The following is a 20,308-nucleotide window of genomic DNA, read 5'->3' on the forward strand; positions in this document are numbered from 1 at the left end:
GCGTGATGCGACAACGCGGTCGCGGTCCGACTCAGAAGAAGCCCATGGCCCCATCGGCATACGACACGAGCAGGTTCTTCGTCTGCTGGTAGTGGTCGAGCATCTTGAGGTGGTTCTCGCGGCCGATGCCCGACTGCTTGTACCCGCCGAACGCGGCGTGCGCCGGGTACTGGTGGTACGTGTTCGTCCACACGCGTCCGGCCTCGATGGCCCGTCCCGCGCGGTAGGCGGTGTCGCCGCTGCGGCTCCAGACGCCGGCGCCGAGGCCGTAAAGCGTGTCGTTGGCGATCGCGATGGCGTCGTCGAAGTCGTCGAACGACGTGACCGAGAGCACCGGCCCGAAGATCTCCTCCTGGAAGATGCGCATGTCGTTGGTGCCCTCGAACACGGTCGGTGCGACGTAGTAGCCGCCCGTCAGGTCGCCGCCGAGGTCGACCCGCTCACCGCCCGTGAGCAGCTTCGCGCCGCCGGCTTTGCCGATGTCGATGTACGACAGGATCTTCTCGAGCTGGTCATTCGAGGCCTGCGCACCGATCATCGTCTCGGGGTCGAGCGGGTTGCCCTGGCGCACCTTCTTCACGCGCTCGAGGCCGTCGCCGAGGAACTGGTCGTAGATCGATCGCTGGATCAGCGACCGCGAGGGGCATGTGCAGACCTCGCCCTGGTTGAGCGCGAACATCGTGAAGCCCTCGAGCGCCTTGTCGTAGTAGGCGTCATCGCTGCGCAGGGCGACGTCTTCGAAGAACACGTTGGGGCTCTTGCCGCCGAGCTCGAGCGTCACCGGGATGAGGTTCTGCGACGCGTACTGCATGATCAGGCGGCCGGTCGTGGTCTCACCCGTGAAGGCGATCTTGCGGATCCGCTTGTGCTGAGCGAGGGGCGCCCCCGCCTCGATGCCGAAGCCGTTGACGATGTTGACCACACCCGCGGGGAGCAGGTCGCCGATGATGTCGAACAGGAACAGCAGGGATGCCGGCGTCTGCTCCGCCGGTTTGATCACGACGCAGTTGCCCGCCGCGAGGGCCGGCGCGAGCTTCCATGCCGCCATGAGAATGGGGAAGTTCCACGGGATGATCTGCCCGACGACGCCGAGCGGCTCGTTGAAGTGGTAGGCCACGGTGTTCTCGTCGAGCTGGCTGAGCGAGCCCTCTTGCGCGCGCAGCACACCGGCGAAATAGCGGAAGTGGTCGACGGTCAGCGGGATGTCGGCCGCCAGCGTCTCGCGCACGGGCTTGCCGTTCTCCCACGTCTCGGCCACGGCGATCTTCTCGAGGTTCTGCTCGATGCGGTCGGCGATCTTGTTCAGGATGACGCTGCGCTCGGCGGGCGTGGTCGTCTTCCAGGTCGCGAACGCCTTCCACGCGGCATCCACGGCTCGGTCGATGTCGTGCGCATCGCCGCGTGCGACCTCGCAGAACGGCTTGCCGGTGACGGGGGTGATGTTCTCGAAGTACTCGCCGCTGTGCGGCTCGACCCACTCACCGCCGATGTAGTGCCCGTACCGCGAGCGGTACTCGGCGACGGATCCGCGGGTGCCGGGTGCGGCATAGACGCTCGAGACGCCTTCTTCGACGATGGTCATGCGTGTCTCCTTCGACGGTCATGAGTCGCCGCGCAGGCTCCGGGCGGCGATGCGCCGACGGTACGCCGCGGAAGGTTGCATCGGGTTGCACCGCAGGCGGGATGGTGTGCGGAGTGGGCGGTGCGCGCGCGGTACGCGGGGCGGGTGTGCGGCGAAGACGCATTCGTTCGCCGACGCCGCACGCGTTTGGCCTCCAGCGGGTGCGTCCTCGTCGAGCGGATGCGTCCTCGGCGAGCGGATGCGTCCTCGGCGAACGGGTGCGTCCTCGGCGAACGGGTGGGTCCTCGGCGAGGGCAGGCTCAGACGAGACGCGCGGCCGTCCGGGCCACCGACTGGGCGCAACGGACACGAGACCGCAAGACGTCGCGACGACGCGGTGCACGGATACGCGACCGCGACGCTCCAGCAACCCCAGGGCGCCGCGACGGCCGGGCGCAACGAACGCACGACGGCCAGGTGCCGCGACGACGCGACGCGCCGCGCCGCGCCGCGACGGACTACGCGTCTGCGTCGGCGAGGACCGACCGCAGCGGCGGCACGTTGACTTCGTGCAGGTCGACGTCGTCGAGGCGTTCGATGCTCTGCACGCGCGGGGCGATGGCACGGTCGTCTGCGACGATCCAGCTGCCGACGAGGAGGAAGCGGTCGTTGCCGGCGGTGATGGGCCCGGTGAGCGCGAAGGTCTGGTGCGTGGGCGTCAGAAAGGTCACGCGCACGGGAGTGCCGTGCGGGAGCGTCGACGGATCGACGACATCGGCGTCGAGCGCGGGCTGCGGCGGGTCGATGCCGAGGTCGATGCGCTGGATCTCGGAACTCGTCGCCAAGATGACGTCGCCGACGAGCGGCTGCCCGCCGACGCCGATACGAACCGTGCCCTCGAGCGCGTACAGACCGTAACGGGGCGAGCGGACGATGACCCGGGCGACGTCGCCCGCCTTCACCTCAGCCAGCGCCTCGCGAATACGCCCCACGTCGCGACGGGCACGAGCTGCCGAGAAGATGTCGAGCGCTTTTTCGTCCATATGTTCAGCGTAACGAGGGCCTCCGACATCGGCACTCGATGCGGCGCGTCGCGGCCGGCCATGCCCCGGCCCGCGGCGAAGCGCCCGCGCCCCCACTGTCACCCCGCGAGCCCCCGCGAATCCGCGCCGCACGCACCTACTCCCGCTCGAGACGCTCCAGACGCTCCAGCCGCTCCAGCCGCTCCAGCCGCGCGACGAGACCCGCGCGCTTCGGCGATCGCGCCGGCAGCATGCGCAGGCACAGCCGCAGCACCTCTTCGTCGTCACGGGCGTCGGCGATGTCGGCGTACGCGAGCAGCACGTCGACCCCCGCCTCGGCGATGAGCGCCTCGCGCAGGGCGGAGCGCACCGACTCGCGCACCTCGGCCACGCCCGGCGCGTCGGATTCGGGCAGCACGGGCCCCGCGTAAGCCGCGAGCGCCACCCGGTGCGCCCCGCGGTCGAGCAGCGACAGCACGTGCTGCGCGTCGGTCTCGAGTCCGTCGGGCAGGCGATACGGCCGGGATGCCGGGACAAGACGCGGCGCGATCGGCACCAGTGCGCGGCGCAGGCGCACCATCTCCGGACGCAGCGTCTCGACGGCGGCATGGCCGTAGACGGCCTCGCTCAGCGCCTCGGCCGAGAGTCCCTCGCGGTGCACGGCGAGCAGCAGGAGGATCTCCGCGTGCCGGGCGCTGAGTTCGGCCGTCGCGCCTCCGGCTTCCAGCACGGCCCGGTCCCGTGCGAGCACTCGTAGAACGGCCCGTGACGGCGTCGAGCGCTTCGGCGGCGGAGCCTGCTGCGCACGCAGTCGCGCGACGAGGATCTCGCTCTCGATCGCCCGAGCCGTGGCATCCACCAGCAATTGGGCCTGGGGTGTCACGGCCTCGGGCCCTCCCGTGACGTCGATCACGCCGAGCAGTCGACGCGTCTCGGGGTCGTGCACGGGTGCGGCGGTGCACGACCAGGGCTGCACAAGCCGGTTGAAGTGCTCGGCTCCGCGGATCTGCACCGAGCGGTCGAGGGTCAGCGCAGTTCCCGGGGCGGAGGTTCCCACGGCATCCTCGGCCCAGTTCGCTCCCGCGACGAAGCCCATGTCGCCGGTCAGCGCGCGGATGTGCCGGTCGCCCTCGACCCACAGCAGGCGTCCGGCCGCGTCGCCGACGGCCACGACGACGCCCGACTCCTCGGCCGTGCCGGGAAGCAGCAACGCGCGGATCATGTCCATCACCCCGGCGAGCGGGTGCGCCCGGCGATACGCCTCGAGCTCGTCACTCGCGAGATCGAGCGAGGGCAGGCCTTCGGGTCCGACGAGGGATGCCAGCGACCTGCGCCACGAGTCCTTGACCAGGGCCCGCACGTCGTCGAGCCGACGGTCGTCGTTGCCGGCGATGAGTTCTTCGTGCGCACGCGCGATCAGCAACCCCGATGTCTCGGGGGAGACGGTCGGTCGCGACCACGGAGAGGGCACGGCACTCCCATCGGCGGTGACGGAGGAGGTTTCAGTGTAGGTCGCGCCGCTGTCGAGCGGGAGGGGTCAACGCGCGCTCCGTTCCGGCGGATCGCTCCACGAGATGACCCGCGCCCGCCTCAGCGGCACCGCCCCGGGCGCGAGGACATGCGGGATGCCGTGGAACCAGGCGCCGCTGACCTTTCGGCGCGCGCAGTCCTCCAGCCAGGATCGGTTCGCGGCCGTCGTCGACAGCGCCGCACGGTGACCCGACGGCACGAACGGCGTGACCTCCCGGGGGTCGATCGGCTCACCGGTTCGCGTCGACGTGCGATCCAGAACGACGGTTCCGACGGGCAGGTCGTCTGCGGGGATCGCCCAGAAGTCCATCGGAGCCCGCTCACGGCCCGTGATCTCACGCCACGCGCGCCACACCGCGTGCGGGTGGACCGGAGACAGGAACACGACCTCCGTCCATGAGCGCCCGAGCCCGGGAACCACGGTGTCGCGCAGCCGACGGCGCTCCGGGGTGTCGTCGTACTTCGCCAGCGCGGCGCGGGAGGCCGCGGCGTCGACGTCGGCCAGGGCGCTCGCCGGCATCAAAGAGTCCGTTCCCGGGGCGAGGGCGACGCGCGCGTGAAAGACGCAGTTCGTGGCATCCACCGTTCCACGATGCCCGATCGGCGGAGGTGGGCGCCACGGGGTGCGAGGTCATCCCCCTCGGCCGTTGCCGCGCCACACTCCCGCTCTCCACACTACCGCGCACTGCGTGGTACTGTCCGAGGCAGACAAGCGAAGGGGGCCGCGTGGATACGACGCAGCTGTTGAAAGGGGTGCTGGATGCCGCCGTGCTCGCGGTCGTGCAGCACGACGACGGGTACGGGTACGACATCGTGCGGCGACTGCGCGATGCGGGGCTCGGCGAGGTCGGCGACGCATCGGTGTACGGAACGCTCCGGCGCCTGTACTCGGCGGGCGCGCTGTCGAGCTACGTCGTGCCCAGCGACGGGGGACCGCACCGCAAGTACTACGCCATCAATCCGCAGGGCCGCGAGCTGCTCGACGCGCAGCGTGCGAGCTGGTCGCACTTCTCGGCGGCCATGACGACCCTGCTCGACGACACCACTCACACGAAGAAGCTGCGCACGATCGGAGACGCCCGATGATCACCACGCCCGTTCGCGACGACATCCGCGTCTTCGCCGCCGCGGTGCGCACGCACCTCGACGACCTGCCGGCCGACGAGGTCGACGACCTGCTCGACGGTCTCGAGGCCGATCTGGCCGATCAGGCCGCCGAAGCGGGCGATGCCTTCGAGCTTCCGGATGCCACGACCTACGCCGCCGAACTGCGCGCGGCCGCGGGGCTCCCGGAGCGCCGTCCGCAGACCGGTGGCACGCGGATCCCCGTCCTGCAGATCGTGCGCGACGGCTGGCGCGAGACGGGCGCCGCCGTGCGGAAGAACCCCGCCGCTGTGTGGGTGCTCGACCTGGCGGCGACGCTGCGCCCTGTGTGGTGGCTCGCACGGGGAATCGCCTGGTACTTCGCCGGCTACGCCATTCTTCTCGCGGCCGTCCCCTCCCGCACCTACAACGGATTGCTCGGAGCTGTCCTCGTCCTCAACAGCAACGTCGGGGCCTGGCTCGTGCTGATCGGGCTGCTGCTTCTGAGCGTGCAGTGGGGACGGGGTCGTTGGCTGCCGTGGCGCGGCCTGGGCACGGCGGCGACGATCGGGACGATCCTGATCCTGCCGATTCTGTTCGGGCTGTACTCGTCGGCCCTCTCGCAGCTGTGGTCGCGGGGGAGCGAGGTTCCCGAGACCTACCTTCCTCCCGGCCTCTCCGTCGACGGTCAGCGCGTGCGCAACATCTACGCCTTCGACGCCGATGGCAATCCGATTCCCGCCGTGCAGTTGTTCGACCAGGACGGCAACGCGCTCACAACGGTGGGTCGGGACGTGGACGGGGCGCCCGTCGACCCCTACTTCTACGGCGGCGGGGGGCCGGTGCCGGTTCCCTACCTGATCCCCGGCGGAAATGACGCCTGGAACGTCTACCCGTTGCGCGAGATCCCCGCCGGATCGAGCACATGGGACAGCGTGGCGGATATGGCGAATGCGAAGCCGTCGACGTTCCCCTTCGAACGAGTCCAGCCCCTGCCCGCGGACGTCGCGCCGTCACGCGCCCCCTCGACGGATGCCGCCGCAGGAGACCCCGCGACCCCGACGCCGACGCCTTCTGCGGCCGAGACCGTCGCACCGACCCCCGACGGGGCGGTGACCCCGTGAACGAGGAGCCCCGCATCGTGAGCATCGACCTCACCCACCTCGTGACGGCCGCGCTGGCCGCGGGTCCACCAGAGGACCAGAGGGAGTAAGACCCGTTCGGGGCGTGATGCGGCGTGGGGGCCGTCTCACGCCCCGAACGCTCACCACCCCGCGGCCGCCTCGCCCTCAGCCGCGCGCCGCCCACCACTCCCGCAGGCGCCTCTCGGCCTCGTCTTCGCCGACCACGCCCTCGTCGAGGCGCAGGTCGAGCAAGAAGCGGTAAGCCTCGCCCACCTCGCGGCCGGGCTTCAGCCCCAGCACCTCCTGGATGCGGTTGCCGTCGAGCTCGGGCCGGATCGCGTCGATCTCCTCCTGCTCGCGCAGGGCGGCGATGCGGGCCTCGATGTCGTCATAAGCGGATGCCAGGCGCTGCGCCTTGCGCTTGTTGCGCGTGGTCACATCGGCCCGGGTGAGGATGTGCAGGCGCTCCAGCTCGTCGCCCGCGTCGCGCACGTAGCGGCGCACGGCGGCATCGGTCCAGGCGCCCTCGGCGTAGCCGAAGAACCGCAGGTGCAGCTCGACCAGACGCGACACGACCGTCGTCGTCGCGGCGTCGAACCGCAGCGCCTGCAGGCGCTTGCGGGCCATGCGCGCGCCCTTGATGTCGTGGTGGTGGAACGTCACACCGCCGCCGTCTTCGAGGCGCCTCGTGGCGGGCTTGCCGATGTCGTGCAGCAGCGCGGCCAGGCGCAGGGGCACGTCGGGCGCGGCATCCGGATGCCGGCTCTTCTCGAGCGCGATCGCCTGCCGCAGCACCGTGAGGGAGTGCTCGTAGACGTCTTTGTGGTGGTGGTGCTCGTCGACCTCGAGCCGCAGGGCGGGCACCTCGGGGAGGAACTCCTCGATGAGGCCCGTCTCGACGAGCACCCGGATGCCGCGGACCGGGTCGTCGGTCTGCAGCAGGCGCACCAGCTCGGCCTGCACGCGCTCCGGGCTGACGATGCCGAGCGAGCCGCGCAGCTGCACGATCGCGTCGAGGGTGTCGGGGTCGACGGCGAAGTCGAGCTGCGACGAGAAGCGCGCCGCGCGCAGCATGCGCAGCGGGTCGTCGCCGAAGCTGATGGCCGGGTCGATGGGGGTGCGCAGGCGCCCGGCGACGAGGTCTTCGACGCCGCCGGTGGGGTCGACGAGCGTGCGCGCGGGCACGCGAAGCGCCATGGCGTTGACGGTGAAGTCGCGCCGGCTGAGGTCGGCCTCGAGCGTGTCGCCGAACTCGACGGTGGGCTTGCGCGTCACGCCGTCGTAGCTGTCGGCGCGGAACGTCGTGATCTCGACCTGCTCGCCCTTCACGCGGGCGCCGATGGTGCCGAAGGCGCGACCGACGTCCCACTGCACCGAAGAGATCGGCTTCACCAGCGCGAGGATCTCGTCGGGACGCGCGTCGGTCGTGAAATCGAAGTCGTGAGTGGTGCGGCCCAGCAGCGCATCACGGACGGGACCGCCGACGATCGCCAGATCACGCCCCGCTTCGGCGAAGGCGCGGGCGACGGTGGCGACGACGGGGTGCGCGGCGAGCTCCTCGAGGCGCGCGAGACCCTCGGCCATGTTCAGCATGCCTCCGAGCCTATCCGGGGGCGCCGACAGCCCTTCGTCGGTCGTCAGTCCGCGAACCCCAGGAAGCCCGTCACCAGCAACTCGCGCACCCGGGGGAGCAGGTCGGCGCGGAGATGCGCGGCATCCACTTCCATCAACTGCGCGATCGCGTCGACGAGCGGTCCCACGGCCAGGTCGCCGTCGCACGCGCCCACGAGCGCCGCGAGCGCCGGATCGACCTCCACGCGCCGCGCGAATCCGCCGCCCTGGTGCAGCTCGATGACCGACGGATCCTCCTCGCCCGGGCGATGGTGCCGCGCCTCGGTCACATCGGGCGCGACCTGCAGCACGCTGGCCGCGAGATCGTCGTCGTCGAGCAGCGCCGCGCGATCGTGGGCGGCGAGGCAGGCGGCCAGGTGCGGTCCGAACCCGGCCTCTCCGCCTCCCGCGACGCGCTCGTACCGCGCGAGGGTGGGGCCGCCGGCCAGGGGCTTGCGCAGCAGCACGTATCCGAAGCCGACACCCGTGACGCCCCGGCGGGCGAAGTCCTCCAGCCACGCGTCGATGAGCCGCGCGTAGGCGGGCGTGCCGGGAACGGTGCCTCCGTCGCGCACCCACAGCTCGGCGTAGGCCAACGGGTCGAGGACCTCGCGTTCGATCACCCATGCGTCGATCGCGTCGCCGACCCACGCGCGCACGCGGTCGAGCCCCGACTCGCCCTCGCGGTACTCCCAGTTGCCGAGCGACTGCGCGACACCACCGGGGGAGAGGCGCTCCCCGACGCCCGAGATGACCGCAGCCACGAGAGCGTCGCCCTCGAGTCCGCCGTCGCGGTACTCGTACGACGGCACCCCCTCGACGCGCGGCGTGATGACGAACGGGGGGTTGGATGCCACCCGGTCGAACGTCTCGCCCGCGACCGGCTCGAACAGCGAACCGTGCCGCGTCTCGATGCCGTCGATGTCGTTGACGAGGGCGTTCAGCCGGGTGAAGCGCAGAGCACGCTCCGAGATGTCGGTCGCGACGACGTGGTCGACGAGTCTGCGCAGGCGAAGGGCCTGGATGCCGCAGCCCGTGCCGACGTCGAGGGCGGTGCCGGCGCGGCGGGTGAGCTGCAGGCGGGCGAGGGTCTGCGAGGCTCCGCCCACGCCGAGCACGTGATCCTCCGGGAGCGGCCCCTGCAGCGCCGCCTCGTCGAGATCGCTCGCGATCCACCACTCGACGTCGCCCGCCTCGTCGGAGAACGCCTGCGGCCGCACGAGCACGGCCGGCTGCACGTCATCGCCCTCGACGCGCGCGAGGCCCAGGCCGACCGCCCCGTCGACGCCCAGCGCGGGAAGCGCCGACGCGAGCTCGTCGCGGGAGACGGCGAAACCGAGACCCCACAGCCTCCCCAGCACCGCGAGGGGGTCGCCCCGGCCTTCCAGGGCGCGCTCCGCCGGGCGGCGCAGCCCCCGTGCGAGGGCGTCGTCGGCCTGCTCTCCCCACGCATCGCGGAGCGCGGCGCTCGTGTAGCCCGCGCTGCGGAGGTCGTCGGCGAGCGCGTGGCAGAGGCGGGGTTCGGGTTCGGGGAGCACCGGTCCATTCAACCGTCTGCGCGAGGCTATCGGCGGGCGTGAAGGGAGGCGGGCCTAGACTCGTCGCGATGCGAGGCCCCCTCGTGCCACCGACGCTCGTATGACCGTGACTTCCCCGCCTTCGGGCTCACCCGTGCTGCGGCGCCCCTTCGCGCGCCGGCTCCTGGCGACCCTCGCCGCCGGAGCTCTGGCACTCGGCGTGTCACTGCCGTCGGCTGCCGCCGTCGCCGCGACCGCCAGTCCCTCGCCGTCGGTGCAGGCGGCCTCGCTCTCGGCGGCGCCCGCGGCGAACGGCATCCTGCGCCCCGGCGACTCCCTCTCGGTCGTGGTGACGCTGGCCGCGGGGTCTTCGGCCGTGGCGAACACGCCCCTCACCCTCTCGATCGGTTCGGCGGCGCTCCCCGACGACGGCGCCCTCGACCGGTGGCTCGGCGGCGACACGGCGGGTCAGACGATGCAGCAGGTCGCCACCGGAGCAGCGGATGCCACCGCCTCCGGCGCGCAGACCTCGACCACGCTGACCGTCGCAGCGACCGACCCCGCTCTGAACGGGCGCGGAGCCGGGGTCTACCCGGTGCTGGTGACGGCGGGGACCCTGACGGCATCCAGCGTCGTCGTGGTCCCCTCCGACGGCGCCGCGACCCCGATCGCGCTCGTCGTCCCCATCACGGCGGCGCCGATGACGCGCGGTCTGCTCACCGGCAACGAACTGGCCGAGCTCACCGCGGTCGACGGGGCGCTGTCGGCGCAGCTCGACGCGGTCGACGGAACGACCGCCACCCTCGCCGTCGATCCCGCCATTCCGGCCGCCATCCGCGTGCTCGGCTCGGCTGCTCCCCCGACGGCGGTCGCCTGGCTGCAGCGTCTGCTCTCGCTGTCGAACGACCGCTTCGCCCTGCAGTTCGGCGACTCCGACGTCGCCTCCCAGCTGCAGGCGGGCCTGACGGCGCCGATGGGTCCGACCTCGCTGCAGTCCTACATGTCGGAGGCCGATTTCACGCGCCCGGCCACGGCGGTCTCGAGCCCCGAACCGACGCCCTCGACGAGCCCCGGGCAACCGAGCTTCCCCTCGCTGTCCGCGCTGCTCGAAATCGGCACGGCGACACCGAACGTCTTCTGGCCGGCCACGGGTTCCGCCGGATCCGAGACGGTCGCGTCGCTCGGCGCCCTGGGCACGGCCGAGGAGCCCACACGCGTGCTCGTGGCCTCTACGAGCGTCACCGGGTCGCGTCCTGCAGCCGGTGCCGTCGGAGGGGTGTCGACCCCGGTGTACGACGCCGAGGTGTCGCGCGTCCTCGCCGACGCCGCCGGACAGAACGACACGACCCGCCGCAGCGCCTCCCTCGCCGCCGCGCAGGGATACCTGGCGGTCGCCCGGGCCACCGCCGGCGACCAGCCCGTGCTCGCGGTGCTCGACCGCGGAACCGACCGGTCGCGCGTGAGCCTGCGCGCCACCCTTGGCCTGCTCTCCACCGCACCGGGCTTCACGACCTCGACGCTCGCCGAGGTGGCGAGCCGGCCGGCATCCGAGATCTCCCTCGCCGCACCAACCGTCGATTCCGCCCGCGTGGCGGAAGTAGGCGACCTGATGGCCGACGAGCAGGACGTCGACCGCTTCGCCACGATCCTCGACCAGCCGGAGCTGCTCACCGGCCGCGAACGCGCCGAGCTGCTGCAGGTCATCAACGTCTCGTGGACGGGGGATGCCGCCCGCAAGGCCGTCACCGACCATCGCGCCGGCACGCAGACGACGCTGGACTCCGTCGGCATCCTCTCGTCAGACTTCCGCCTGGTCAGCTCCAGCGCGCCGCTGCGTCCCTGGGTGCGCAACGACCTGCCCTGGCCGGTGACCGTCGTGCTCACGGTCCGCACGAACGATGCGCGTCTGCGCGTGCAGGACCGCACGACCATCGAGGCGCAGGCCGCGGCGAACACGCGTGTCGAGGTGCCCGTCGAAGCCCGCATCGCCAACGGCGAGGTCAGCGTCGACCTGCAGCTGTACAGCCCCACCGATCAGCCGGTCGGTACGCCCCAGCGGGTCGATGTCGAAGTGCGCGCCGAGTGGGAGAGCATCGGGCTCATCGTCATCGTCGTGCTCGTCGTGGGCTTCCTCAGCCTCGGTGTCGTGCGCACGGTCGCTCGCCGTCGGCGCGTGCGGGCCGAAGAGGAGTCCTCCGCGGTTCCGGATTCCGATACCCCCGCCGACGGCATCGGCGTCAAGGATCCGGATGCCGACGGGCGCGGTCCCGCCGAGGCCGACACCGAAGACGCCATCGCTTCACCCCCCACCGAGCAGGAGACACGCCCGTGAGCAGTATCGGACGGGCCAGCGTGCTCATCGGGGCGGGCACGATCGTGTCGCGTGTGAGCGGGCTGCTGCGCACCATCATGCTCGCCGCGATCGTCGGCACGGTCGCCAGCAAGGCGGGCGACGCATTCGGTCTGGCCAATCAGCTGCCCAACAACATCTACACGGTCATCTCGACCGGCGTGCTGACGGCCGTGATCGTGCCGCAGATCGTCAAGGCCGCCGCGCACGCCGACGGCGGGCGGGCGTTCGTGTCGAAGCTGTTCACGCTGGGCACGGTGATCCTCCTCGCCGCGACCGCCCTCGCGATGATCGCGGCGCCCGTCATCGTTCAGGTGTACGTCAACCCCGACGACTTCCGACCCGACCAGATCGCCCTCGCCACTGCATTCGCTTACTGGTGCCTGCCGCAGGTGTTCTTCTACGGTCTCTTCGCGCTGCTCGGCGAGATCCTGAACGCCCGGCGGGTGTTCGGCCCGTACACGTGGGCACCGATCGTCAACAATGTCGTATCGGTCATCGGTTTCGGCGTCTTCCTGCTGCTCTTCGGAGGTCCCAGCCCCGACATCGTCCAGTGGACGCCCACGATGATCGGACTCCTCGGCGGCATCGCCACCGGGGGCATCGTCGTGCAGACGCTCGTGCTGCTGGTGTTCTGGCGTCGCGCCGGTCTGCAGCTGCGTCCGGACTTCCACTGGAGAGGCGTGGGCCTGCGTCACATCGGCCGTCTCGCGGGGTGGACGTTCCTCATGGTCATCGTCGGCCAGGTCGCGGGCCTCGTGCAGTCGCGCGTGCTGTCGGAAGCGACCGGCGACGGACCCTCGATCATCGCCACGCAGAACGCGTGGCTGGTGTTCATGCTCCCGTACTCCATCATCGTGCTGTCGATCGGAACCCCGTACTTCACGCAGCTCAGCGAGCACGCCGCGGCCGGGCGCGACGACGAGGTGAAGACTGACATCGTCCGCAGCATCCGCGTGCTGGGGATGTTCATCGTCGCCGCCACGGCGGCCCTCGCCGTCGCCTCGGTGCCGGCGACGCGCATCTTCACGAACCACCCCGATGAGGCTCTCGCCGCCGCGCCCCTGCTGCTGTGCTTCCTCGTCTGCCTCCTGCCGCTCGCGGTGCTGTTCGTCATCCAGCGCACGTTCTACGCCTACAACGACACCCGCACGCCGTTCCTCTTCACCCTCGTCCAGGGCGGACTCGTGGCGGCCACCGCCGTCGCCGCCGCCTGGTCGATGGATGCCGGCATGATCCAGGTCACCCAGCTCGCGGCCACGGTCGCCCTGGGTCAGTCCGTGGCGAGCATCGTGCAGGTGATCATCGCCACCGTCATCCTGAACCGCCGGCTGGGCGGCATCCGGGTCGGGGAATGGCTCCTGCCGCTGGGGCGATTCGCCCTCGTCGGCATTCCCGCCGCTGCCGCCGGCTGGGGCGTCGTGCTGCTGTGCGGCGGCCCCACCGGGTGGATCGCCGGCGACAAGCTGACCGGCGCCCTGGCCGCCGCGCTCATCGGCTCCGTCGTGATCGCCGTCTATCTCGGCATCCTGGCCCTGCTCCGCACCCCGGAGCTCGAACCGGCCCTCGCGCTCGGCCGACGGTTCCTCCCCAAGCGCTAGCCCGGCGGCCGCGGAATACCCCACGGCTAGCATGGGTTTCATCCGACGGAATCAACGAGAGGAAGGCGCAACCGTGCGTCACGTCATCATCATCGGATCGGGCCCGGCCGGGTACACGGCCGCCATCTACGCCGCCCGAGCCAACCTCGCACCCCTCGTCGTCGCGAGCTCCGTCGAAGCCGGCGGAGACCTCATGAACACCACCGAGGTCGAGAACTTCCCCGGGTTCCCCGACGGCATCCAGGGTCCTGACCTCATGGCCAAGATGCAGGCGCAGGCCGAGCGTTTCGGTGCCGAGGTGCTCTACGACGACGTCGTGTCGCTGCAGCTCGACGGCCCGGTCAAGACCGTCACCCTCGGCAGCGGCAAGGTCGAAGAGGCCGTCTCGGTCATCTACGCCACCGGCTCCGCCTACCGCAAGCTCGGCCTCGAGGGCGAGGAGCGCCTCTCGGGTCGCGGCGTCTCGTGGTGCGCCACGTGCGACGGCTTCTTCTTCCGCGACCGCACGATCGCCGTCGTCGGCGGCGGTGACTCGGCGATGGAAGAGGCGAACTTCCTCACCAAGTTCGCGTCGAAGGTCTACGTCATCCACCGCAAGGACTCGCTTCGCGCGTCGAAGATCATGCAGGAGCGCGCCTTCGCGAACCCGAAGATCGAGTTCATCTGGAACAGCGCCGTCGACGAGATCCTCGGTGATGACGCCGTCAATGGTGTGCGCCTGCGCTCGACCGTCGACGACACGACGCGCGAACTGCCGCTCGACGGCCTGTTCGTCGCCATCGGCAACGACCCGCGCACGCACCTCGTGCACGACAAGCTGCAGCTGACCGACCAGGGCACCATCTGGGTCGACGGCCGCTCGTCGCGCACCTCGGTCGAGGGCGTGTTCGCCGCGGGTGACGTGATCGACCCCACCTACCGTCAGGCCATCACCGCCGCGGGCAGCGGCACCGTCGCCGCCCTCGACGTCGAGCACTTCCTCGCCGCGCGTGGCGAGGCCGGCGAGCCTGCGGTGGCGGAGAGCCCGATCGAGGGCCTCCCCGACGCCGCGGTCGTCTGAGGAACAAAACCGGGCTCACCGGCGTTTTCATTCACTGACGCTTCATCTAAGGAGAAATGCAATGACTGCCAAGGCGACGACCTCCGCCACGTTCGAGCAGGACGTCCTGCAGGCTGACGGCCCCGTGCTCGTGGACTTCTGGGCCGAGTGGTGCGGCCCGTGCCGCATGGTCGCTCCCGTGCTCGACGAGATTCAGAACGAGAACGCCGGGAAGATCACGGTCCTCAAGCTGAACGTCGACGAGAACCCCGACCTCGCGATGAAGTACCAGATCACCTCGATCCCCGCGATGAAGGTATTCCAGGGCGGCGAGGTCAAGACGACGATCATCGGCGCGAAGCCGAAGTTCGCTCTCGAGCAGGATCTCGCGCCGTTCATCGGCTGACACACTCCAAGAAGCCCCGAGTCCCCGTGACTCGGGGCTTCTGCCGTTCTCGAGCGCATCGTCGGATGCCCCCGCGCTGTGGCGCGGTCCAGACCTAGCTATCGGATGCGACACGCGCTGCCCTGCGCTGCTCAGCGGGCCTCGCTCGGGCGGGCGTGCCCCCAGGTGCCGCCCCCGCCGGGCCGTGCTGCGCTCCGCGCCTTGGTCGTTCCGGGTGTGTCTCCGAGTGCCGGCCCCGCTACGGTGCGCTCTGGGTCTCGCTCATCCCACGTGCATCTGCGGGGCTGTCCTCGCCGCACTCCGCTCCCGGGTCGAGCGATGACGCCTCTCAGAGGCGCTGGACGCGCTCAGGACGCGTCGAGGCGTACACTCGCGTCCCAACGCCGGTGGGGCTCTTCGTCGCCCAGAATGCGCCATACAGCCCGTGTGAGCGGGGGATAGTCGAGAGAGATCTGACGGAGCACGCGGTAGTTGCGCGACCGGTTCGGGCGCTGCCCGCCGTTCTCCGCGATGTTCTCGGCGCGAAGGGTCAGAACGACCAGTTCGTCGACGCTCGGCAGGTCTTCCATGAAGTCCCAGGGGTCCTCACCGCCGCGCAGACGCTCGTGGATCAGCACGGCCAGCTCATCGGACGCCTCGGCGCGCAGCAGCTCGAGGCTGGCGCGGCGGCGCGTGGTGTCGTCGTTCGCTGTCACCATTCCAGGGTACGTCGACCCACCGACACCCGGACCCGACTTCCGTTCGCCGCTGGCGAGACGGTCTCCGGAACGCCCGGGTTCACCCCGTGTATCCCTCTTCACCCAGGTTCGACAGAATGCGGTTCAGATCTTGAATGGAGGCGAAATCAATGCTGATCTGGCCTTTTTTTGCGTTGATCGATACGCGGACCTTGGTATCGAACCGATCGCCCAGCCGTTCCGCGATCTGATCGAGCCCGGCCTGCCTACCGCCGGCCTGCGGCTTCTGCCGCACGGGGACGACGCCCGGCATCTTCGCTGCGGCCTCGGCGGCGCGAACCGACAAATCTTCGTTCACGATCTTGTCGGCGAGTTTCTGCATCTCGCGCGGGTCGTCCAGCGACAGGATGGCGCGGGCGTGACCCGCACTCAGAACGCCGGCGGCGACGCGTTGCTGCACCGGGACCGGGAGTTTGAGCAAGCGAATCGTGTTGCTGATCTGCGGGCGCGAGCGCCCGATCCGCGTCGCGAGCTCTTCCTGGGTGATGCCGAAATCCTCAAGCAGTTGCTGATAGGCAGATGCTTCTTCCAGAGGGTTCAACTGCGATCGATGCAGGTTCTCGAGCAGCGCGTCTCGGAGGAGATACTCGTCCTCGGTCTCACGCACGACCGCGGGAATGGTGTCGAGGCCCGCCTCCCGCGATGCGCGCGTGCGACGTTCACCCATGATGAGTTCGTATGTGCCGTCACCCTTGTCGCGAACGACGACGGGCTGAAGGACGCCGAACTCGCGCACGGAGTGGACGAGTTCCGCGAGGTCGTCGGAGTCGAAGTGCGTGCGCGGCTGACGCGGGTTCGGGACGATGGACTTCGGGTCGATGTGGATGAGACGCGCACCGGGAATCTCGACGAGCTGTTCTGCGTCGCCGTCCTTCGTCTCGCGCGGCTGGGTCGCCGAGTCGTCGCTGGTTGCGGTGGACCCACCGGGGAAGAACACGTCGACGGGGCGCGCCTCCGACGGTTCGGCGGTGGGGATGAGCGCGCCGATGCCTCGACCCAGTCCGGTCCTCTTTGCCATCAGGAATCCTTTTCGGTGGTGTCGCGAGCGACGATTTCAACTGCGGCTTCGCGATATGCGATAGCTCCGGCCGACTGGCCGTCGTAGGCGATGACGGTCTGCCCGAAGCTCGGCGCTTCGGACACACGGACCGAACGAGGGATCACCGTGCTCAGCACCTCGTGAGTGAAGTGCGAACGGACTTCCTCCGCCACCTGCTGCGCGAGACGGGTTCGTCCGTCGTACATCGTGAGCAGGATGGTCGAGACATGCAGTTTGGGGTTGAGGTGCTTCTGGATCATCTGCACGCTGCCGAGCAGCTGGCTCAGACCCTCGAGAGCGTAGTACTCGCACTGAATGGGGATCATGACCTCGTCAGCCGCCGTGAACGCGTTGATCGTCAGAAGCCCCAGAGAAGGGGGGCAATCGATGATGACGAAATCGAAGTGGTTCCCCTCGATCTCGAGGTATTCGCGAAGCGCGCCGCGGAGACGGTGTTCTCGCGCCACCTGAGAGACGAGTTCGATCTCTGCACCGGCGAGATGGATCGTACTGGGTGCACAGAGCAGATTCGGGGACTCGGGACTGGTCTGGACGATGTCGGCGAGCGGCACCTCGTTGATGAGGACGTCGTAGATGCTCGGTGTCTCGGCATTGTGCTTGACGCCGAGTGCGGTCGAGGCGTTGCCCTGCGGGTCGAGGTCGACGACCAGAACGCGGGCGCCGACCGATGCGAGCGCGGCCGACATGTTAACGGCGGTCGTGGTCTTTCCGACGCCGCCCTTCTGATTGGAGACGGTGAGGACCCGGGTTCGCCCAGACAGGGTCACATCGGCGGCTTCCAATGCACGACGTCGTGCGGATAAGTCAGCGATCTCGCGGGCGATGGGGGAGTCATAGAGAGAAAAGGACGAAGACGCCTCACCGGACTGTTTCACGTGAAACACCTCTCACCGTCACGAACTTGCCCAGTCTACCCGCGGGCTCCGACATTGCCGGTCGTCGGTTCGGGTGTTGGATACGTCGGCCATGCGGCGCAAACAGATGACTCGACAGCGAGCGCACGGTGGACGCTATCGAGAACGCCCTACCGGGACTGGGGCTCGTGCAAACATTGGGCCAGCGCCACTGAGGAAGACGCGCCAAGTTTCGACGGTTGGGGTGCAGCTGCGGGCACGGGAGATCGCGCGGCGGCACGGTCGGAAGCTCCGCCCTCTCGGGTCGTTCGAGGGCCCAGGTCTCACACGTTCAGCGCGATGGTGGCCTCCGGCGAGGTCACCCGGCTGGCGTCACTCGAGCTGCCGCTTGGGCGTTGGTGCGTCTGGCAATGGTCTCGCCTCCGCCTCGTGGCGCGGCCGCGCTGCGTGTATCGTCGTCGCCTCCGCCCGTCGAGGGGAGCGTGCGACTGTATGTTTCACGTGAAACGCTTCGTGTCGCGGGTTCTCGCAGGCTCATGTCGCCGGTGCTCGCATGGTGCCGCAATCCTGCATGGCGAACTGGCCCGCACACTCAGCACTCGGCAATACCCGCGGTCAGCGCAGTCGCCCCGCGTGCCTTCCTGCCTACGCTTGCACGCGCCTCTACAGAGTGCCTGACCAGCGAACTGCAGAATGGCCGCGCGTCCCTCACGGACGACTCCGTTCCACGTAGGAACCGCTGGGCGCGCGCGGACACCGATCCCCGCGGTTCTCGGGAAGGGCGAGATGCGTCCCGCAGGGGCGTTCGTGGGCATTCTCGTTCCCGAGGGTGTCGGCTTCACGAACCCACGCGCACATTCGGATCGTGGGCGCCCGGACCGGGACGTGACTGCGGCGCCACACCCGCGCCACGCTAGACAGTTGCGGCAGAAGGTGCCTGTTCCTCACTACCGGCTCGTGGACGGCGTGTCACGTGAAACAGACGATGCGCCCGATGATCTGCTCCGCCGAAGCAGACCCAGGTGATCACCATCGTGAGCCAAGTTCCTACGGCTCGACGATGAGTCACCCAGGACACACAGAGCAGTGCGCCGATGTTCATTGCTGAAGCTGACTCGATACCCGCCCGATGGGGTTGCATCTTCGACTGCGTCGTGGCTGTCGTAGTGAATGGGCGAGACGTTTCACGTGAAACATTGGCGCAGACAACCGAAGTACCGCGTGCGCACGCATTGAGTTGTGAGTTGAGCGCGGGTCGATCTTCGGTGCGTGGCGCTGAGCTGAACCAAGCAGGGTGCAATGCCGCCAGCCACCCGCCGGACGCGATCGCGCGCGACTGCAACACTCGCGCGTCGGCCACGACCACTGGCGGACAACTCATGTGTAATCAGCTCCGCCGGGCTGTTCCTCCGACGCGACCGCATTGTCGAACAAGGCCGCACAGCCCGACGGATTGAGTGGGGGACCACGGGGCTGAGTTCATCACGACGGACTCGATCGGCCGTGAACTGCTCTACCGAGGCCCCCGGTGACACCGCCGCACCTCCTCTCGGTGACCCAGCCCGCATCGCAGTGTGTCAGAACGTTGTCCGCAACGAGTGACCGGCTGTGCGGACCGGTCCGCGCTTCGCCGTGATGTTTCACGTGAAACGGGAGGGGCACCCAAGTGGCGACATGGTGGCTCAGGCCACGCCGCCATTCGTCTGACCGAGCATCATCGGCGAGCTCCACCATCTGTCAAGTTCACCTCAGCAGCCTCACGAATTCGACGGAAGCGACGCCACCGCGGGGATCCGCCCGCCGAGAAGCGCTCTGCGCAGACTGATCGTCCGAATGTCAGAGGCCGGCTCGCGCGAATGTCCAAGGACGCGCCCGATCGGTGGTTGACTCGCGGCGGCCGAGCCACCCACGGATCGTCGTCGTATGGGCAGTATCGAACGATCGGACCAGCGGTGAGCAGGAATCCACCTGGCCGCGCGAGCGAGGTGCGACGCCAGATCTTCCGTCAGACCCCAGCAGTCCAGCCGTCCACATCGTCGCGCGACAGTGCGAAGTGTAGATTCGACGCCACAGTGTCAGTCCGGCCTCGTACAAGACGACGCCGCGTGCACGACCCCAATGCAACCGCAGGAACCCGTATGGTCCATGAGCTACGCCGACGCGCCACAGATTCGGGACTCGCATCACCGTAGATACATGCCGAAGAGGGCGGGGGAGACGTGCCTTCAGGCGACGCAGCCCCAACGACGCCCATTCGTACTCTTCACAAACCAGAGCGCGTATGCTCCCGGACGAGTAACACTGGCCCTCGAGCTCCTCCCAAGGGAACCGGGGTCGCAGAGGATGCCACGCGCATGTCATACCGCGGTCGCTCCTCGGAATGCGGCCCGACGGGTGACCACCGACGGGAGAGTCGGCGAATGCATTGTCATGGCCACGGGCGGGCGACTGCCTCCGTCATCGCTTCCCATCTGACACGAACGAGGTTCAGCCCGACGGTCATCGCGAGGCAGCCGCGGAGCGCCTGCGGCGAAGCGGTGCCCATGCACCGGATACGGCCATCGTCGTCGACTGCCGGGTACCATCTCGCTCACCGTCCCGTCGCGGACGGTGATGAAGGGCTGCGAGCGCCGCACGCTCCTCAGCCGTCAGCTCAGGGCCGGTGGGCCATCGTGAACCACATTCGTCACCCGCACCTGACGACGACCGCGCTATGGCACTGGGCGACGAAGTTGGGCCGCGTCGCATCAAGGAATCCGTTGTGTCAGCAACCGTCCGCGTTGAGTGCGGCCGTCAGGCATCGACGAGGTGAT

The 20,308-nt window shown here is 69.5% G+C and carries 15 protein-coding genes; 6 read left to right on the forward strand and 9 right to left on the reverse strand.

Annotated features, from left to right (window positions below):
- Positions 1–31: 31 nt before the first annotated feature.
- The 4 genes from exaC to AS029_RS07430 form a co-directional block, all read right to left on the reverse strand.
- The gene (exaC, locus tag AS029_RS07415) at positions 32–1,582 is read right to left on the reverse strand and encodes an acetaldehyde dehydrogenase ExaC (protein WP_058231938.1); all 1,551 of its coding nucleotides are present in this window, start codon (positions 1,580–1,582) and stop codon (positions 32–34) included.
- A 497-nt stretch (positions 1,583–2,079) separates the two neighbouring features.
- The gene (locus AS029_RS07420) at positions 2,080–2,604 is read right to left on the reverse strand and encodes a hypothetical protein (protein ID WP_058231939.1); all 525 of its coding nucleotides are present in this window, start codon (positions 2,602–2,604) and stop codon (positions 2,080–2,082) included.
- 136 nt (positions 2,605–2,740) lie between these two features.
- Entirely contained in the window at positions 2,741–4,054 is a 1,314-nt protein-coding gene (locus AS029_RS07425) for a GAF domain-containing protein (RefSeq protein WP_058231940.1), read from the reverse strand.
- A gap of 66 nt (positions 4,055–4,120) precedes the next feature.
- The gene (locus AS029_RS07430) at positions 4,121–4,696 is read right to left on the reverse strand and encodes a hypothetical protein (RefSeq protein ID WP_228375903.1); all 576 of its coding nucleotides are present in this window, start codon (positions 4,694–4,696) and stop codon (positions 4,121–4,123) included.
- Between the two features lie 143 nt (positions 4,697–4,839).
- Here AS029_RS07430 and AS029_RS07435 point away from each other — a divergent pair, with 143 nt between their 5' ends.
- Together AS029_RS07435 and AS029_RS17560 are read left to right on the forward strand one after the other, a co-directional pair.
- Entirely contained in the window at positions 4,840–5,199 is a 360-nt protein-coding gene (locus tag AS029_RS07435) for a PadR family transcriptional regulator (protein WP_058231942.1), read from the forward strand.
- On the forward strand, positions 5,196–6,320 hold the full coding sequence (locus AS029_RS17560; protein WP_058231943.1) for a hypothetical protein: 1,125 nt from the start codon (positions 5,196–5,198) through the stop codon (positions 6,318–6,320). Before AS029_RS07435 ends, AS029_RS17560 begins: the two co-directional genes overlap by 4 nt.
- Before the next feature lie 165 nt (positions 6,321–6,485).
- Here the strand turns inward: AS029_RS17560 and AS029_RS07445 are convergent, their stop codons facing one another.
- Positions 6,486–7,913 (reverse strand): CCA tRNA nucleotidyltransferase, encoded by a 1,428-nt coding sequence (locus AS029_RS07445; protein ID WP_058231944.1) that lies wholly within the window; start codon positions 7,911–7,913, stop codon positions 6,486–6,488.
- 44 nt (positions 7,914–7,957) lie between these two features.
- Positions 7,958–9,469: a DUF7059 domain-containing protein gene (locus tag AS029_RS07450; protein ID WP_058231945.1), complete on the reverse strand. Its 1,512-nt coding sequence runs from the start codon at positions 9,467–9,469 to the stop codon at positions 7,958–7,960.
- Between the two features lie 106 nt (positions 9,470–9,575).
- Between AS029_RS07450 and AS029_RS07455 the strand changes: the two genes are divergently transcribed.
- From AS029_RS07455 to trxA, 4 genes are all read left to right on the forward strand, one after another.
- The gene (locus tag AS029_RS07455; RefSeq protein WP_139168049.1) at positions 9,576–11,780 is read left to right on the forward strand and encodes a DUF6049 family protein; all 2,205 of its coding nucleotides are present in this window, start codon (positions 9,576–9,578) and stop codon (positions 11,778–11,780) included.
- Positions 11,777–13,399 carry a murein biosynthesis integral membrane protein MurJ gene (gene murJ, locus AS029_RS07460; protein ID WP_058231947.1) on the forward strand — a complete coding sequence of 541 codons (1,623 nt, stop codon included), beginning with the start codon at positions 11,777–11,779 and terminating at the stop codon, positions 13,397–13,399. Before AS029_RS07455 ends, murJ begins: the two co-directional genes overlap by 4 nt.
- Before the next feature lie 73 nt (positions 13,400–13,472).
- Complete coding sequence (trxB, locus tag AS029_RS07465) at positions 13,473–14,459, forward strand: thioredoxin-disulfide reductase (RefSeq protein ID WP_058231948.1); 987 nt, start codon at positions 13,473–13,475, stop codon at positions 14,457–14,459.
- 61 nt (positions 14,460–14,520) lie between these two features.
- Positions 14,521–14,844, forward strand: a complete 324-nt coding sequence (gene trxA / locus AS029_RS07470; protein WP_058231949.1) for a thioredoxin — start codon at positions 14,521–14,523, stop codon at positions 14,842–14,844.
- A gap of 347 nt (positions 14,845–15,191) precedes the next feature.
- On the opposite strand, the gene AS029_RS07475 is transcribed toward trxA, so the two are convergent.
- The 3 genes from AS029_RS07475 to AS029_RS07485 form a co-directional block, all read right to left on the reverse strand.
- Positions 15,192–15,539 carry a tryptophan synthase subunit alpha gene (locus tag AS029_RS07475; RefSeq protein ID WP_307334000.1) on the reverse strand — a complete coding sequence of 116 codons (348 nt, stop codon included), beginning with the start codon at positions 15,537–15,539 and terminating at the stop codon, positions 15,192–15,194.
- A gap of 82 nt (positions 15,540–15,621) precedes the next feature.
- Positions 15,622–16,599, reverse strand: coding sequence for a ParB/RepB/Spo0J family partition protein (locus AS029_RS07480; RefSeq protein WP_058231951.1), 978 nt, complete (start codon positions 16,597–16,599; stop codon positions 15,622–15,624).
- Positions 16,599–17,525 (reverse strand): ParA family protein, encoded by a 927-nt coding sequence (locus AS029_RS07485; RefSeq protein ID WP_058231952.1) that lies wholly within the window; start codon positions 17,523–17,525, stop codon positions 16,599–16,601. Before AS029_RS07485 ends, AS029_RS07480 begins: the two co-directional genes overlap by 1 nt.
- Positions 17,526–20,308 lie beyond the last annotated feature (2,783 nt).

The organism is Microbacterium enclense (assembly GCF_001456955.1).
Taxonomy (GTDB): Bacteria; Actinomycetota; Actinomycetes; order Actinomycetales; family Microbacteriaceae; genus Microbacterium; species Microbacterium enclense.